Here is a 17,322-nt window from a genome sequence, read left to right as displayed (position 1 = left end):
ATCTGCCGACACACTCACCCGACGGGAGCCAGAACACCGATGACCACCGGTTTTGACCGCGCACAGGACGAACTGGCAAACGGATTCACACGGTTCCCCGACGGCCGTGCCGAGGTGTACCGCCAAGCCGGCTACTGGCAGGGCAAAGCACTGGACAGCATCCTGCGGGAGGCCGCGCAGCGCTGGCCCGACAAGGCTGCTGTCGTCGACGCCACCGGCAGCCACACCTTCGCCGAACTGGACGCCCTCGCCGACCGGATCGGCGCCGCGCTCGCCGACCAAGGCATCACGCCGGGTGACCGCATCCTGGTGCAGCTGCCCAACACACGCGAATTCGCGGTCGCCGCGTTCAGTCTGCTTCGTGCCGGGGCGGTACCGGTGTTGTGCCTCCCCGGTCACCGCTCGGCCGAGCTGGGCCATTTCGCCGATGTCAGCGGAGCCGTCGGACTGGTGATCCCCGACGTCATCGCCGGATTCGACTACCGCGATCTGGCCGCTCAACTCGCTTCCGCACACCCACGGTTGCGCCATGTCCTCGTCGACGGCGACCCCGGCCCCTTCCAATCCTGGTCCGCTCTCAAGGATTTCGATGACCCGGAACCACCGAACATCGCCGTCGATACGAGCGGCCCGGCAGTGTTGCTGGTGTCCGGCGGTACCACCGGGCTACCCAAGCTCATCCCCCGCACCCACGACGACTACCTCTACAACGCCGCGGCGTGCGCGCAGGCGTGCGACATGGTGCACGACGACGTGTATCTCGCGGTTCTGCCCGCCGGCCACAACTTCCCGTTCGCCTGCCCCGGCCTGCTCGGCTCGATGACGGTGGGGGCGACGACGGTCTACACCGACGACCCCAGTCCCGAGTCGGCCTTCGCCCTGATCGACACCCACGGCGTCACGGTGACCGGCCTCGTCAACGCTCTGGCCAAACTCTGGACGCAGGCCTGCGACTGGGAACCGGTGCTGCCCACCTCGTTGCGGGTGGTCCAGGTAGGTGGCTCGCGGATGTCCCCCGAGGAGGCCCGTTTCATCCGCGAGGGCCTGAGCCCGGGACTGCAGCAGATCTTCGGAATGGCTGAAGGGATGCTGAATTTCACCCGCCCCGGCGATCCGGTGGACGTGGTCGAACACACCCAGGGCCGGCCGATGTCACCGGACGACGAGATGCGGGTGGTCGACGAGGACGGCCACGAGGTCGCGCCCGGCCAGGAGGGCGAGCTACTGGTGCGCGGACCGTACACACTCAACGGCTACTACCGCGCCGACGAGGCCAACGTCCGCTCGTTCAGCCCCGACGGTTTCTACCGCACCGGCGACCGGGTCCGGATCTTCACCGACGGACCGCGGGCCGGCTACGTCGAGGTGACCGGCCGCATCAAGGACGTCATCCACCGCGGCGGCGAGACCGTGTCGGCCACCGACCTCGAGGACCACCTGCTGACCCACCCCGCCGTGTACGCGGCCGCCGCCGTGGCCCTGCCCGACGACTACCTCGGCGAAAAAATCTGTGCCGCGGTGGTTTTCCGGGGTGCACCGATCAACCTGGCTCAGCTCAACGAGTTTCTCGACCAGCGGGGCGCGTCAGCCCATGCCCGGCCCGATGTGCTGGTCCCGATGCCGACCCTGCCCACCACCGCGGTGGGCAAGGTCGACAAGAAAAAGTTGATCGCCGCGATCACCGGCTAATGTCCCGCCCGCACCTCTCGCTTCGCGTCGGGGTCCAGCAGTTCGATGATCCTGGCCGTGACCGCCGCCGCGGTGGGGTGCTCCCACAACAGGGTCGGCGGCAACGACAACCCGGTCTGCTTCTCCAGGTGACGGCGCAACCGCACCGTCATGATCGAGTCGACGCCCAGTTCCACCAGCGGCAGGTCGACGTTGACATCGGACTCCGCGAGCCCCAATTGGCTTGCCACCGCGGTCAATACCTGGGCAGCAAGCTGATCAGGCTCGTACTCTCCCGCTGCCGGTGACGGGTCGTCGTCAGGCTCATCCTCAGGCGCTACATCGGCCAGCATCGGCACCGCCGCAGCCGCGGGCAGGACCGGCAGTACGACGACGTTGGCGGTGTCCTCCCGCATCGCCAGATCCAGCGCCAGCAGCGCGTCGTCGGCGGCGACCGTGCCCATGCCGAGCGCATCGAGTTGTGCTGCCACGAACTCCGATGCCGAGCCCATCCCCAGTCCGCGCCACGCCGTCCAGGCGACGGCCGTGGTGCGGTCCCCGAGACTGCGCCGGTGCCGGGCCATCACGTCGAGGAACGAGTTGGCGCAGCCGTAGGCGGCCTGCCCCGGGAAACCGGCCAGGTAGCCGCACGAGGAGAACAGCACCATCCAGTCGAGCTGCGTGGGCGGGAACACCTCGTGCAGCACCAGCGTGCCGTTCACCTTGGGGTGCATGGCCGTGGCGAACTCGTCGGAGGTCGTATTCATCAGCAACGCACCGGCTTCCACCCCCGCTGCGTGGATGACACCGCGTACCGGTGGCAGCGGTCGCAGCACGTCGCGCAGGGCGTCGGCCGACCCGGGTGCCCCGATGTCGACCGCGGCAACCGTGACCGACACGCCACGATCCTCCAGTGCGGTGACCGCGCGAATCGCCGCCGAGGGCGTGTCGTCCGCCCAGGCCGACCGGTCGCCCAGGCCTGAGCGGGACAACAGGACGAGACGGCGGGCGCCGAGATCGGCCAGGCGCTGGGCCATCCGCAGACCCAATGCTCCGGTCCCGCCGGTGATCAAGTACGTGCCGCCCGGCACACACTCCATCGGGTCGGCGGTACCCCCGCCGGATGTCGAGAGACGCGCGGCCATGGCCACCCCGTCACGGACCACCAATACGCCGTGTCCGGCCAGCGATCCCAGCGCTGCCAGCGGCAGGCATCCGTCGGCCACATCGACGACACCGCCCCACAACTGCGGATGTTCGGCCGCGGCGACCCGCCCCAGTCCCCACAGCGGGGCGTGGGTCACATTGGTTCCTTCGTGCACGCCGACGGTCAGCGCCCACAGTCGCGCCGACAGGCCCAAGCGCTGCTGCAGCGCCAGCGTAGTGGTCACCAGGTCGACGGCCGCCTCTGGCGAGTCATCGTCTCGCGGCAACGCCAACACCACCGGGGAATCACCGAGTTCGCTTGGCAACGAGCCGAACTCGATGACCGACTCCAGTTCGGCGGGGCCTTCGAGCGCCAGGTAGGGCACCGCTGCCGCGGTCAGGTCGTCGACCGCGGTCTCCAGCCGGTCGACGTCCCCGCCGATCAGCACCACCCCGGTGGGTGGCCCCTCGTCGCGCGCCGAGACCGGATTCCACGCCACCCGGTGCACGATCCGGCGGACGTCGGTGGCCGACCATTCGCGCCCCGGATTCTCGAGTTCCTCAAAAGTCATCCCGGTGATCGCCAGCAGTATCGATCCGGACTCATCGGTGATCGCCACGTCGGTGGTGGTGGTGTCCGGCCTGCGCCGCACCGACAGCAGCGCGGTGGCCGGCGGTGCACCCCAAACCTGCACGCGTTCGATTCGGGCGGGCATCCGCAGTCGGGGCGGGCCGTCGAAGCTGGTGGAGGCGGCTGACGTGGCCGCATCCACCAGTGAGGCCCAGGTGCCGGGCCGCGCACCATCCGACGCGGAACTCACCCGCACCAGCAGTTCGCCCTCACCACGGTGCAGATCCTTGATGTCCCAATCGAATCCCATGGCTGCGACGCCGAGCTCGGCGAGAGTGTCGATCACGTGGCGCGGCGCCAACTGTTCGGGGCAACGTGCCCGGGCCGCAGCGAGGTCGACAGTCATGCCGGCGGTCTCGTCAGCGTCATCACGGGCAACCACCGCACTACTGTGCGTCAACCATCCGCCGTCCTGATCCTCGTCCGCGTCCGCCAGCCGCGAGGCCAGCGTCAGCTCGCGGTCGGCCAGCACCACCTGCAGGTCGCGGGCACGCGCCGGTGCGACCGGCGTGCGCAGCCGCACATCGGTGAGCGCGGCGCCGGCTGCCGTCAGGAAGGTGTTCAACAACACTGCGGCAGGAACGATTTCGGTGCCCTGGACCGGGTGGTCGCCGGGATAGGGCCTGGTGTCGAAGTCCAACCGGGTCTGCCACATACGGGTGGTGACGGTTCCGGCCACCTCGGTGCGCCCGCCGAGCAGCGTGTGGCTGGTGGTGTCGTGCACCGCCCGCCCGCCGGGCGCTGCGGTGGGAATCCGCCAGAAGTGCCGGTGCTGCCATTGGGTGGCCGGCAGGTCGGCGTCCCACGAATCAGTCTCGGCGACACCATGTTCGATCTCGGCTCCGTGGCAGTACAGCGATGCGATCGCGGTCGTGACAGCCGGCAGTTCGGATGTGTCGCGACGCAGCAGCGGTACGACAGCGTGGTCGTCGATGCCCAGATGCAGCAGGGTTTCGACGATGGAATGCGATACGACGGGATGAGCGGAGACCTCGAGGAACAGCCGGTGGCCGTCCTCGGCCGCGGCGGTGACAGCCTCGGCGAACCGGACCTGCCCGCGCAGGTTCTGCACCCAGTAGGCGGCGTCGCGAGGTGCGGTGGAGCGCGGATCGGCCAACGCCGTGGTGTACAGCGGGATCGCCGCATCCCGCGGGGGCTGAAGCCCGGCCACGTTCGCGGCCAGCGCGCCGGTCAGGTCATCCATCGCGGGGCTGTGGAATGCCACGTCGGTATTCACCCGGCGCACCACGACGCCCTGCTCGGCCCAGGATTCACAAACGTCCTCGACCGCGTCGGTGAGGCCGGAGATCACACAGGACTCGGCCGACGCGCTGATGGCCGCCACCACATCGGTGCGGCCACCCAACCGCTGCTGCGCCTCGGCGAACGGCAACCGAACCAAAGCCATGGCGCCACAACCCATCACGGACCGGAAGCCGCGGGCACGGTAGCAGGCCACGGCCGCACCCTCGCTCAGGTCGAACACCCCGGAGACCACGCACGCCGCCACCTCGCCGACCGAGTGCCCGATCACCGCGGCGGGCCGCGCTCCCCGCTCGCGCAGGACCGCGGCCAGCCCGACCTGCATCGCGAAGGTCAGCGCCTGGATCCGGTCCGTGCCGCCGAGCTCACCGCTGCTGAGCGCCGCGCGGGCGGAGAACCCGAGCTCACGCCCGAAGACCTCGTCGACCTCGTCGATGACGCGAGCGAAAGCCGATTCGGCCGTGAGCAGTTCACGACCCATCCCGGCCCAGTGCGAGCCGTGTCCGGAGAACACCCACACCGCGTCGCGGGCCTGCCCGCCCGGGAGTTCGCCGGTGACCAGGCCGGCGCCGGATTCACCGCGAGCCAGTGCATCGAGGCCGGCGATCAGTTCATGCCGGTGTTCGGCGATCACCGCGGCCCGGACCGGTTCGTGCGCACGCCGCACCCACAGGGTGGCCGCCACCGACGCCACATTGTGGTGCCCGGCCCGCAGGCGATCGGCCAGCGCGTCGGCCTGCCGGGCAAGCCGCGCACCCGAACGCGCCGAGAGCGGGACGATCACCGGGCCGGACAGGCTGTCCACCAACGGCTGCGCGGCCGCCGGAGCCTCTTCCAGCAGGACGTGCGCGATCGTGCCGCCGTAGCCGTAGCTGCACACCGCAGCCCGACGTGGGGTGTCCGTCCGCGCCCATGGCTCAGGCTCGGTGGGCACCCGGAGGCCACTGTTGGCCCAGTCCACCGCGCCGGTGAGTTGGCGCAGCCCGGCGGTGGGCGGGATCGTCTCGTGGTGCAACGCCAGGACCGTCTTGATCAGGCCCATCACCCCGGCGCCGCCCTCGAGGTGGCCGATGTTGGGTTTGACCGACCCGATGCGACACCGGTCCTGATCGGCACGCCCGGTGCCGTACACCTCGGCGAGTGCCCCGACCTCGGTGGGATCGCCTGTGGGGGTTCCGGTTCCGTGCGCCTCGATATATCCGATGCCGGCCGGGTCGACACCCGACATCTCGCACGCGCGCCGGAACATGTCCGCCTGGGCAGCTCCGTTGGGCGACATGATGCCCACGGTGCGGCCGTCCTGCGCCGTGGCACCGCCTCGCACCACGGCCAGGATTCGATCACCGTCGCGCTGGGCGTCCGCGAGTCGCTTGAGCACGACGACGCCGGCGCCTTCACCTCGCCCGTAACCGTCGGCGGCAGCGTCGAAGGTCTTGCAGCGGCCGTCGGGGGCGGTGGCTCCGGCCTCGTCGAGCACGCGGGTGAGGCCCGGACCGATCAACGCGCTGACCCCGCCGGCCAGCGCCAGCGATGTCTCACCGGCCCGCAGCATCTGGCACGCCTGGTGCACTGCGACCAGCGAGGCCGCGCACGCGGCGTCCAGCGCCACGCTCGGGCCGCGGAGATCGAGCAGGTGCGAAACGCGGTTGGCGATACCGCACAGGGAGGTTCCGATGCCGGTCCAGGCGTCGATCCCGGGCAGGTCTTCCATGATCAACTTGCCGTAGTCGTCGGAGTTGACGCCCATCAGCACGGCGGTGTCGCTACCGGCGAGCGCCCGCGGCGACACTCCGGCGTGTTCGAGCGCCTCCCAGCTGACCTCGAGCGCCATCCGCTGCTGGGGATCCATCACCTCGGCCTCACGCGGCGATACGCCGAAGAACTCGGCGTCGAAGCCGGCCAGATCGTCGAGGAAGGTTCCGAGTCGGGTGACCTCGCGCAGGATGGCCGCGTTGCGTGGGTCACGCCGTAGGTACGGCTCCCAGCGCTCCTGCGGCACCTCGGTGATGTGGCTGCGGCCCTCGAGCAGGAAATTCCAGAAGTCCGCTGGATTTGCGACGTTGCCCGCGACGCGGCAACCGATGCCGATTACGGCAATGGGTTCGGGGGTAGAAGCCTCGAGTGCCATGTCAGCAGGATCCCGATCGGGCATAAGTCTGGATAGGCTTGCCTAAATAGGGTGCCGACATGCGGACAATAGTGGCACACCGCCCAACCGATCAGGGGTTCTACCCCGAACCGAAACCGGGAGCCCGCGGGGAGCCGCCCCGCGGCGGTGACGTGCACTTATGTCAGCCGGCGAGGCTACAGCACCGGCCTTTTTCGACATCGCCCGTCACCGCGGTCCGCTGTTAGCTCACTCACATACGCCCTACCCCAGCAGGTCGCGCACGACTCCGTCGGCGAGCAGGCGACCACGGTCGGTCAACACCAGGGCATCGCCCCGCCGAAGAAGAAGACCTTCGCCACAAAGCGTTTCGGCGCGAGCCAGTTCGTCGGCGTCGAGGAGCGCCACCGGAAGGCCGTCGCGCACCCTGACCCGCAGCATCACTTCCTCCACATGCCGGTCACGAGCACCGAGCTCCTCGAAATCAGCTATCGGCAACCGATTTTCGCCGAGAGACTGCGCATAAGCATTGGGGTGCTTGACGTTCCACCATCGGGTAGCACCCAGGAAGCCGTGCGCTCCCGGTCCGGCGCCCCACCATTCGCCACCGCCCCAGTAGCCGAGGTTGTGCCGGCACTCGCCGCCCTCGCGGCTCCAGTTCGACACCTCGTACCAGCTCAGACCCGCCGCCGACAGCCGGCCGTCGAGCAGTTCGTAGCGCTGCGCGAGTACGTCGTCGTCGGGCCGGATGACCTCGCCGCGGCGCACTCGGCGAGCCAGGGCCGTGCCGTCCTCGACGATCAGCGAATACGCGGACACATGGTCGGCACCCGCGCCCACCGCAACGTCGATCGAACGCCGCAGGTCGTCGTCGGTCTCCCCCGGCGTGCCGTAGATCAGGTCGATGTTGACGTGCTCGAACCCTGCGACCCTGGCCTCCAGGGCCGCCGCGGGCGCGCGACCCGGGGAATGCGTTCGGTCCAGCACCGCCAGGACCTGCGGCGCGGCCGACTGCATGCCCAGCGATATCCGGGTGTAGCCGGCCTCGCGCAACATCGCGAACAGTTCCGGAGAGGTGGATTCCGGGTTGGCCTCGGTGGTCACCTCGGCGTCGGCAGCCAGCTCGAAGTTGTCACGGACCGCACCGAGTACCGCGGCCAGACCGGCACCGCCGAGCAACGAAGGTGTGCCACCGCCCACGAACACCGTCTGGACGGGTACGGAACCGACGGTGGCGGCCGCCAGGGCCAGTTCGATGCGCAGCGCGGCCAGCCAGCCGTCGGGGTTCGCTCCCCCCAATTCGGCCGGCGTATAGGTGTTGAAGTCGCAGTATCCACATCGCGTCGCGCAGAACGGCACGTGGATATAGATGCCGAACGCGCGCCCCGGCATCGGGACCAACTGCGGTTGACCGACGGGTGCCGTGCGGGTGTTCATGATCTGATTTTCCCAGACTGTCCAGCGACGACTTTCGCTCACCCCGAGCGCAAATATGGCCCGGTTAGGGCCGGTGGCGACAATCTGGCAGAATGGCCGGCGTGACTGCCGCCCACAACAGCTCCACCCGCATTGCGCTGGTGGCTCGTCGGCATGTCGATTTCAAGCGCGTATGTAGCTGTTGCTGTCTGCCCTGAATCATGCGTTGATTTCGGACCCCGCCCGCCCCATAGTCTCAGCTGGCACCGGATCTGCGCCGCCGGTCAGCCACCGGTGATCTGCGCGGTCTACATGCCAGCTCCATTCTCCAAGGAGCACAACAGTGACAACCCCCGAGGCCCCCGCCCGCCCCGCCAAACGCCCCCGCGATGAAGGCCAGTGGGCGCTCGGCAACCGCGAGCCGCTCAACCACAACGAGCAGTTCAAGCAGGAAGACGACGCACTCAATGTGCGTGACCGCATCCTCAACGTCTACTCGCGTGATGGCTTTGCCAGCATCGCCATGGACGACCTGCGCGGCCGATTCCGGTGGATGGGCCTCTACACCCAGCGCACCGAAGGCTACGACGGCACCTTCACCGGTGACGACAACGCCGACCTGCTCGAGGCCGAGTACTTCATGATGCGGGTGCGCACCGACGGCAAGGCGATGTCGGCGCAGGCCATCCGCACCCTCGGACAGATTTCGGTCGACTTCGCACGCGACAGCGCTGACATCACCGACCGGGAGAACCTGCAGTACCACTGGCTGCGTATCGAGGACATCCCCGAGGTGTGGCGCCGCCTCGACGAGGTCGGGCTGCAGACCATGGAGGCCTGCGGTGACTGCCCGCGTGGCATGTTGGGCTCGCCGTTGGCCGGCGATTCGCTGGTCGAAGTACTGGACCCGACGCCCGCGCTGAAGGAGATCGAAGAGCGTTACATCGGCAATCCGGAATTCTCCAACCTGCCGCGCAAATTCAAGACCGCCGTCTCGGGTCTGCAGGATGTCGCCCACGAGATCAACGACGTGTCGTTCATCGGGGTCAACCACCCCGAGCACGGGCCCGGCCTGGATCTGTGGGTCGGCGGCGGCCTGTCGACGAACCCGATGCTGGCGCAGCGCGTCGGCGTGTGGGTCCCACTGGACGAGGTGGCCGAAGTGTGGGCCGGCGTCGTCGGGATCTTCCGTGACTACGGTTACCGCCGTCTGCGTTCGAAGGCCCGGCTGAAGTTCCTGATCAAGGACTGGGGCGTTGAAAAATTCAGGGAAATTCTCGAGCAGGAATACCTGAAGCGCCCCCTCATCGACGGCCCGGCGCCCGAGCAGGTGCCACACACCGTCGACCACGTCGGCGTGCAGAAGATCCGCAACGGCCTCAACGCTGTCGGCGTCTCGGCGATCGCCGGGCGGGTTTCGGGCACCATCTTGACCAAGGTTGCCGATCTGATGGAGGCCGCCGGTTCTGACCGCGCCCGGATGACGGCGTACCAGAAGCTGATCATCCTCGATGTCGCCGACGACAAGCTCGATGCCTTGCGCGCCGGCCTGGACGCGCTGGGCCTGCAGTCGCAGCCCTCGCACTGGCGTCAAAACCTCATGGCCTGCACCGGCATCGAGTACTGCAAGCTGAGCTTCGCCGACACCCGCGGCCGGGCCCAGACACTGGTGCCCGAGCTCGAGGCACGGCTGGGCGACCTCAACGCCGAGCTGGACGTGCCCGTCACCGTCAACATCAACGGCTGCCCCAACTCGTGCGCCCGCATCCAGGTCGCCGACATCGGCTTCAAGGGCCAGATGGTGGACGACGGCAACGGTCCCGAGGAAGGCTTCCAGGTCCATCTCGGCGGCAGCCTCGGTCTGGACAGCGGTTTCGGACGCAAGCTGCGCCAGCACAAGGTGCTGGCCACCGAGCTCGGCGACTACATCGAGCGGATCGTCCGCAATTTCGTGAAACAACGCGAGGGCGGCGAGCGTTTCGCCCAGTGGGCCGTTCGTGCCGACGAAGACGACTTGAGGTGACCACATTGACTGAGACGGAACTGATCGAGCTCGCTGAGCGCGGTGCGGCCGAGCTGGCAGACGCCGGCGCGGAGGAGCTACTGCGCTGGACCGACAAGCATTTCGGCGGCAACTACGTCGTGGCGTCCAACATGCAGGACGCCGTCCTGGTCGAGATGGCGGCCAAGGTACGGCCCGGTGTCGACGTGCTGTTCCTGGACACCGGATACCACTTCGCCGAGACCATCGGCACCCGTGACGCCGTCGAGCAGGTGTACGGCGTCAACGTGGTCAACGTGCACCCCGAGAACTCGGTGGCCCAGCAGGACGAGCTGCACGGCAAGGACCTGTTCGCCCGCGACGCTGCCGCCTGCTGCCGCATGCGCAAGGTCGAGCCGCTGGGCAAGGCCCTGGCGGGTTACACCGCCTGGGTCACCGGCATTCGCCGTGTGGAGGCACCGACCCGCGCCAACGCCCCGTTGATCAGCTGGGACGCCGCCTTCGGCCTGGTCAAGATCAACCCGATCGCGGCCTGGTCCGACGAGGAAATGCAGGCCTACATCGACGCCAACGATATCCTCGTCAATCCCCTTGTCTACGAAGGATATCCGTCCATCGGATGCGCGCCGTGCACCGCGAAACCGGAGGCCGGCGCCGATCCGCGCAGCGGCCGGTGGTCCGGTCAGTCCAAGACGGAGTGCGGGCTGCACGCCTCGTGAGGCATTCATGACACTCGTTCTCACCGCACACGGCAGCGCAGACCCGCGTTCGTCGGCGAACGCCCACGCCATCGGCGGGCATCTGCGCCGCCTGCTGCCCGACACCGAGGTACGGGTGGCGTTCTGTGAGCAGAACGCGCCCAACCTCACCGAGGTGCTGCCCGACGTCGCGCCGGGCGCCGTGGTGGTGCCGCTGCTGCTAGGCAGCGCCTATCACGCGCGGGTCGACATTCCCGAGCTGATCGCGGGCTCGGGCGCCGTGGTAACCCAGGCCGACGTGCTCGGCGATGATCCCCGTCTGCTGCAGGTGGTGCGGGAGCGGCTGACCGCGGTGGGAGTGTCCCGCTTCGACGCCGACCTCGGCGTGATCCTGGTCGGCGTGGGATCGTCCCATCCCGCCGCGAATGCGCGTACGGCGGCTCTGGCCGGTGTTCTCGCCGAGGGCACCCGCTGGGCCGGCACCGAGGTGGCATTCGCCACAGGCCAGACGCCGTCCCTGCCGGAGGCCGTCGAGCGCGTGCGCCGACGCGGCGCCCGTCGCCTGGTGATCGCCCCCTGGTTTCTGGCACATGGCCGCATCACCGATCGGGTCGCTGAATTCGCCTGCGCTACAGGAATTCCGATGGCTGAACCGCTCGGTCCGCACCGCTTGGTGGCGGCCACGGTGCTGGATCGCTACGAAGAGGCACTGGCCGCCCGCAGCGCCGGTTTCGCCGCCTGACCCGCAGATCAAAGGCGCCCTCGGACACCCACCGAGGGCGCCTTTGTCAGCTTGACTCCTATACCCCAAGGGGTATATTGGGATCCAATGGTATACCCCCGTAGGTATACGGCCCGCCCACCGAGGAGTCGAACAATGAAGTTCATCCAGTACTACCTGGACTGTCTGTCCCACGCGTCCTACCTGATCGGCGACGAATCGACCGGACGCGCCGTCGTCGTCGACCCACAGCGCGACGTCTCCGAATACGTGGCCGACGCCGAAAAGTTGGGGCTGCACATCGAGCTGGTCATCGAGACCCACTTCCACGCCGACTTCCTCTCCGGCCACCTCGAGCTGGCCGACGCGACCGGCGCGACCATCGTGTACTCGTCGGTCGCCGCACCCGAGTTCGATTTCATGGGCGTCGAGGACAGCCAGCGGTACTCACTGGGTGACGTGACCCTGGAATTCCGCCACACCCCCGGACACACCCCCGAATCGATGAGCATCGTCGTCTACGAACACGCCGACGACACCGAGCCCTACGGCGTGCTCACCGGTGACACCTTGTTCATCGGCGATGTCGGTCGCCCCGACCTGCTGGCCTCGATCGGCTTCACCCGGGACGAACTGGCCGACAAGCTGTACCACTCGCTGCACGAGAAACTGATACCGCTGCCCGATGCCACCCGGGTCTTCCCGGCCCACGGCGCGGGTTCGGCCTGTGGCAAGAACCTGTCCACCGAACTGTCGTCCACCATGGGTGAGCAGAAGCAGACCAACTACGCCCTGCGTGCACCGGACAAGCAGACCTTCATCGAGCTGGTCACCGCCGGACAACCGCCCGCCCCCGGCTACTTCGTGTACGACGCGATCTTGAACCGCAAGGATCGCGAACTGCTCGATGAGACCACGCCCCCACCGGCGATGGACTATGAGCAGGTACGCGAGGCGGAGGCCGGCGGAGCGGTCTTGATCGACGGCCGCGACCCCGAGGAGTTCGCGCTCGGGCACCTGCGCGGCGCAATCAACATCGGGCTGGCCGGCCGCTACGCGGAATTCGCCGGTTCGGTGGTCAAACCGGATACCGACATCATCCTGATCACGGATTCGGGGCAGGAGCTGGAAGGCAAGAACCGGTTGGCCCGCATCGGATTCGATCGGGTGAGCGGTTACCTGGACGGACCCGAGCAGACGATGTTCACCCACCGCGACGACGTGGAGGTGGCCTCGCGGTTGACCGCGCAGGCATTCGACGAACGCGCTGCCGAAGTCGCCGGCCTGCAGATCGTGGACGTCCGCAATCCCGGTGAGACCGAGGCGGGCATGATCCCAGGTGCCATCGGCATTCCCGTGGGCCAGCTGCCCGAACGGATCGGCGAGCTCGAACCAGAGCGCCCGACCGTGGTGTACTGCGCTGGGGGCTACCGGTCCTCGGTGGCCGCGAGCCTGCTGCGGTCACATGGCTTCAGCGACGTCAGTGACATCCTGGGTGGCTACGGCGCCTGGTCCGAGATGCACCAGGTCGCCTGAAACCGGCACCACCCACACCTTCTCAAGAAACAGGAGCACACCAGCAGTATGTCCACCCCAACCAAGCATGAGGTCCTGATCATCGGCGGCGGCACGGCCGGGATCACCGTGGCGGCCCGGTTGCTGCGCAAGCACTACACCGACGTGGCGATCATCGAGCCGTCCGACAAGCACTACTACCAGCCGTTGTGGACCCTCGTGGGTGGCGGGCAGGCCACAGCCGCCGAAACCGAGCGTGCCGAAGCGTCCGTGATGCCGCGCGGCGCCACCTGGATCAAGAGCGCGGTGACCTCCGTCGACCCGGACGGCAACACCGTCACATGTGCTGATGGGACGACATACGGCTATGACGTGCTGGTCGTGGCCCCAGGCATCCAGCTCGACTGGGAACGCACCGAAGGCCTGACCGACACCCTCGGCAAAGACGGCGTGTCGTCGAACTACCGCTTCGACCTCGCCCCGCGCACATGGGAATTCATCCGCAACACCCGATCCGGCACCGCGGTGTTCACCATGCCTTCGGGACCGATCAAGTGCGCCGGCGCACCCCAGAAGATCGCCTACCTGGCCTGCGACCACTGGCGACGCGAAGGCGTACTCGACGACATCGACGTGCACCTGGTCGTCCCGACCCCGCGGATCTTCGGCATCCCCGCGATTGCCGACAACCTGGACAAGGTCATCGCCGACTACGGCATCACACTGCACACCGGAAGTGAAGTGCGGTCCATCGATTCGGCTTCACGCAAGGCGACGATGACGAACCTCGCCGATGGCATCGAGACCACCCTGCCCTACGACGTCCTACATGCGGTCCCGCACCAGTCGGCACCGGACTGGATCAAGAACAGCCCGCTGTCCACGAGCCATGTCGGCGGGGACGCCAACGGCTACGTGGACATCGACAAACACACGATGCAGCACGTGCGCTACTCGAACGTTTTTGCCCTCGGCGACGCGGGTTCGTCGCCGAACTCGAAAACCGGTGCAGCCATTCGTAAGCAGGCCCCCGCCGTCGTGGAGAACATCGGTGCGGTGCTCAGCGGTCGCCCCTTGCCCGGGGCCTACGACGGCTACGCCTCCTGCCCCATCGTCACCTCTTCGCGCGAGATGCTGCTGGCCGAGTTCGACTACGACTTCGCGCTCAAACCGTCCTTCCCCCTGCTCGATCCGGTCAAGCCGCACCGGCCGTACTGGTTGCTGAAGAAGTACGGGCTGCCCTCCATGTACTGGAACCTGATGTTGAAAGGTCTCGCCTGATGTCCACCACGTCGACCATCGACGCCGCCGAACTGAACGAACTCAAGCAGACCGGTAACGGCCCGCGGCTCATCGACGTCCGCACACCCGGCGAATTCGAAACCGCCCATATCGCAGGCGCTTACAACGTGCCATTGGATCTGCTGCAGGAACACCGGGACGAGATCGCCCAGCACCTCGACGAGAACGTCGTGCTGATCTGTCGCTCCGGGCAGCGGGCGGGCACCGCCGGCCAGACCCTGCGCGACGCCGGTCTACCGAATGTCGCGATCCTCGACGGCGGCATGACCGCCTGGCAGGACAAGGGATTCGGGGTGCGTCGCGGTGCGCAGCGGTGGGACCTGGAACGCCAGGTCCGCCTGGTTGCGGGGTCGATCGTGCTGAGCAGCGTCCTGGGCAGCATCGCGGCACCCAAGCTGAAGTGGGTTGCCGCGGCAATCGGTGCGGGGTTGTCCACCGCAGCGCTGACCAACACCTGCGCCATGGGCATGATGCTGGCGAAGCTGCCCTACAACCGGGGTGCGTCGTGCGATGCCCAGAGCGTCGTCGAGCAGCTGATCGGTTCCAAGCAAACACCTTCCGGCATGTTGGCATGATCGCCGTCGCTGTCGTGCTGGCCGTCCTGGTCGGGGTGTCCCTCGGACTCCTCGGAGGGGGCGGCTCGATCCTGACCGTTCCACTGCTGGCCTACGTCGCCGGTATGGAGGCCAAGCAGGCGATCGCCACGTCGCTTGTCGTGGTCGGGGTCACCAGCACGGTCAGCGCCATTTCACATGCACGAGCGGGCCGGGTCCGGTGGCGCAGTGCCCTGCTGTTCGGGGGGGCCGGGATTGCAGGGGCCTATGCGGGCGGCGCCGTCGGGCGCTTCGTCCCGGGATCGGTCCTACTGATCGGGCTGGCGGTCATGATGATCGCCACTGCGCTGGCAATGATCAAGGGCCGCAACGCCGCCACATCCGAGCCGGCGGGCCGGACCTCGGTCGCCAAGACCGCCGCACTGGGGCTCGGCGTGGGCCTGGCCACCGGCGCCGTCGGCGCCGGAGGCGGCTTCCTGGTGGTACCGGCCCTGGTCATGCTGGCCGGGCTGCCGATGCCGGTCGCGGTCGGCACCTCACTGGTCGTGATTGCACTGAACTCCTTCGCCGGTCTGGCCGGTCACCTGAACAGCGTCGTCATCGACTGGCCGGTGGCCGCCATGGTCACCGCCGCCGCGGTGCTGGGCAGCCTGCTCGGCGCTCGGCTGACGTCGCGGGTGAATCCTGATGCGCTGCGCCAAGGATTCGGCTGGTTCGTCTTGATCATGGCCGCGGTGATCCTTGGTGAGGAACTGCACCCGATAGCCGGACTGGTCACCGCCACGCTGATCGGACTTGCCGCATTGGGCAGATTCAGCTGCCGACGATTCCACTGGTGTCCGATGCGGGCACTGTTCGGACCACCTACCGTCGCTACATAACCGAAGGGAACTACAGCATGAGTTCAATCGAGAAGACAGCATCCACAGCGGCTTCCACCGGGAAGGCCATGGTCTGCGACGAAGAGTCCATCGCGGCCATCCTGAACCGGCTGCGTCGCGCCCAGGGCCAGCTGGCCGGCGTGATCTCGATGATCGAGCAGGGCCGCGACTGCAAGGACGTGGTCACCCAGCTCGCCGCCGTCTCCCGCGCGCTGGACCGGGCCGGATTCAAGATTGTCGCGACCAGCCTGCGCGAGTGCATGGCCGGCACGCGTGCGGACGGTGCCGCGCCGATGGACGTCGCCGACTTGGAGAAGTTGTTCCTGACCCTGGCCTGATCCTCTGGCCCGGCGTCGCCGGCGCTGACCGTCTCAGTGGACGGTCAGCGCTTCGTTGCTCGCCAGACTCTGCGTGCCCCCGGCGATCTGCGGAACCCGCGTAGCCCGCACATAGACCGTGTCGCCCTCCCGCAACCCGAGCGCCTCGGCGTCACCGCGGGTGATCTGGGCGGTGAACGGCACATGGGTTGCAGCACCGGTCAGTTCGACTCGCACCTCGAAGCCCAGCATCACGATCCGGTCGATGGTGGCCCGCAGCACCCCGGTGGCCTCGGCCGTGCCGTCACCGGCGGCAACGGCCAGCTCGGGCGTACGCCCGACCCGAATATCATGCGGCCGCACCAGAATTCCATTGAGCTCGGACACCGCGCCGAGGAACGACATTACGAAGGCGTTGGCAGGCTCGTCATACACCTCGGTCGGCGAGCCGACCTGTTCGATGCGCCCCTTGTTGAGCACCGCGATCCGGTCCGCCACATCCAGCGCCTCCGCCTGGTCGTGCGTCACAAGCACCGTGGTGACGTGCACCTCGTCGTGCAGGCGGCGCAGCCAGGTCCGGAGGTCGTCGCGCACCTTGGCGTCCAGCGCGCCGAACGGCTCGTCGAGCAGCAGCACCTGCGGGTCCACCGCCAGCGCCCGCGCCAGTGCCATCCGCTGGCGCTGACCGCCGGAGAGCTGGTTGGGGTAGCGGGTCTGAAAACCGGCCAGTCCCACCACTTCCAGCAGGTTGTCGACCTTCTCCTTGACCTCGGACTTGGGACGCTTACGGATCTTGAGGCCGAATGCCACGTTGTCGCGGACCGTCAGGTGCTTGAACGCCGCATAGTGCTGGAACACGAATCCGATATCGCGGCGCTGCGGCGGTATCCCGGTGACGTCCCGCCCGTTGATGGTGATGGTCCCGGTGTCGGGCTGATCCAGGCCCGCGATGGCGCGCAACAGGGTGGACTTGCCCGAACCACTCGGGCCCAGCAGTGCCGTCAACGAACCCGACGGCACCTCGAAGTCGATGTTGTCGAGCGCCGCAAAATCGCCGTAATGCTTGTTGGCGCCCCGAACCACGATCGCGTCGGTCATAGC

The 17,322-nt window shown here is 67.9% G+C and carries 13 protein-coding genes; 10 read left to right on the top strand and 3 right to left on the bottom strand.

Annotated elements, in window-relative coordinates; translation table 11 throughout:
- Positions 1–39: 39 nt before the first annotated feature.
- A complete protein-coding gene (locus JOF57_RS05935) occupies positions 40–1,689 on the top strand; it encodes a (2,3-dihydroxybenzoyl)adenylate synthase (protein ID WP_209914697.1) in 1,650 nt (549 codons plus the stop codon).
- Here the strand turns inward: JOF57_RS05935 and JOF57_RS05930 are convergent.
- The gene (locus tag JOF57_RS05930; protein ID WP_209914694.1) at positions 1,686–6,836 is read right to left on the bottom strand and encodes a type I polyketide synthase; all 5,151 of its coding nucleotides are present in this window, start codon (positions 6,834–6,836) and stop codon (positions 1,686–1,688) included. The two genes, JOF57_RS05935 and JOF57_RS05930, sit on opposite strands and share 4 nt — an antisense overlap.
- A gap of 243 nt (positions 6,837–7,079) precedes the next feature.
- On the bottom strand, positions 7,080–8,252 hold the full coding sequence (gene hemW, locus JOF57_RS05925; protein ID WP_209914692.1) for a radical SAM family heme chaperone HemW: 1,173 nt from the start codon (positions 8,250–8,252) through the stop codon (positions 7,080–7,082).
- Between the two features lie 92 nt (positions 8,253–8,344).
- On the opposite strand from hemW, the gene JOF57_RS31405 reads away from it, so the two are divergent.
- From JOF57_RS31405 to JOF57_RS05885, 9 genes are all read left to right on the top strand, one after another.
- A complete protein-coding gene (locus JOF57_RS31405; protein WP_372508126.1) occupies positions 8,345–8,449 on the top strand; it encodes an Ms4527A family Cys-rich leader peptide in 105 nt (34 codons plus the stop codon).
- A gap of 125 nt (positions 8,450–8,574) precedes the next feature.
- The gene (locus tag JOF57_RS05920; protein WP_209914689.1) at positions 8,575–10,254 is read left to right on the top strand and encodes a nitrite/sulfite reductase; all 1,680 of its coding nucleotides are present in this window, start codon (positions 8,575–8,577) and stop codon (positions 10,252–10,254) included.
- Positions 10,251–10,952: a phosphoadenylyl-sulfate reductase gene (locus JOF57_RS05915; RefSeq protein ID WP_209914684.1), complete on the top strand. Its 702-nt coding sequence runs from the start codon at positions 10,251–10,253 to the stop codon at positions 10,950–10,952. Before JOF57_RS05920 ends, JOF57_RS05915 begins: the two co-directional genes overlap by 4 nt.
- 7 nt (positions 10,953–10,959) lie before the next feature.
- A complete protein-coding gene (locus JOF57_RS05910) occupies positions 10,960–11,673 on the top strand; it encodes a sirohydrochlorin chelatase (protein ID WP_209914682.1) in 714 nt (237 codons plus the stop codon).
- A gap of 135 nt (positions 11,674–11,808) precedes the next feature.
- Positions 11,809–13,188: an MBL fold metallo-hydrolase gene (locus JOF57_RS05905; protein ID WP_209914679.1), complete on the top strand. Its 1,380-nt coding sequence runs from the start codon at positions 11,809–11,811 to the stop codon at positions 13,186–13,188.
- Between the two features lie 48 nt (positions 13,189–13,236).
- On the top strand, positions 13,237–14,448 hold the full coding sequence (locus tag JOF57_RS05900) for an NAD(P)/FAD-dependent oxidoreductase (RefSeq protein WP_209914676.1): 1,212 nt from the start codon (positions 13,237–13,239) through the stop codon (positions 14,446–14,448).
- On the top strand, positions 14,448–15,044 hold the full coding sequence (locus JOF57_RS05895; protein ID WP_209914674.1) for a rhodanese-like domain-containing protein: 597 nt from the start codon (positions 14,448–14,450) through the stop codon (positions 15,042–15,044). The genes JOF57_RS05900 and JOF57_RS05895 overlap by 1 nt, the downstream gene beginning before the upstream one ends.
- Positions 15,041–15,904, top strand: a complete 864-nt coding sequence (locus JOF57_RS05890; RefSeq protein WP_209914672.1) for a sulfite exporter TauE/SafE family protein — start codon at positions 15,041–15,043, stop codon at positions 15,902–15,904. The genes JOF57_RS05895 and JOF57_RS05890 overlap by 4 nt, the downstream gene beginning before the upstream one ends.
- Positions 15,905–15,972: 68 nt before the next feature.
- Positions 15,973–16,242 carry a metal-sensitive transcriptional regulator gene (locus JOF57_RS05885; protein ID WP_209915855.1) on the top strand — a complete coding sequence of 90 codons (270 nt, stop codon included), beginning with the start codon at positions 15,973–15,975 and terminating at the stop codon, positions 16,240–16,242.
- A 33-nt stretch (positions 16,243–16,275) separates the two neighbouring features.
- Here JOF57_RS05885 and JOF57_RS05880 read toward each other — a convergent pair whose 3' ends face one another.
- Complete coding sequence (locus JOF57_RS05880; protein ID WP_209914669.1) at positions 16,276–17,319, bottom strand: sulfate/molybdate ABC transporter ATP-binding protein; 1,044 nt, start codon at positions 17,317–17,319, stop codon at positions 16,276–16,278.
- Positions 17,320–17,322 lie beyond the last annotated feature (3 nt).

It is taken from the genome of Mycolicibacterium lutetiense (genome assembly GCF_017876775.1).
GTDB classification, from domain to species: Bacteria; Actinomycetota; Actinomycetes; order Mycobacteriales; family Mycobacteriaceae; genus Mycobacterium; species Mycobacterium lutetiense.
Note: the sequence above shows the minus strand (reverse complement) of the source record. Positions and strands in the feature narration are given on the sequence as shown.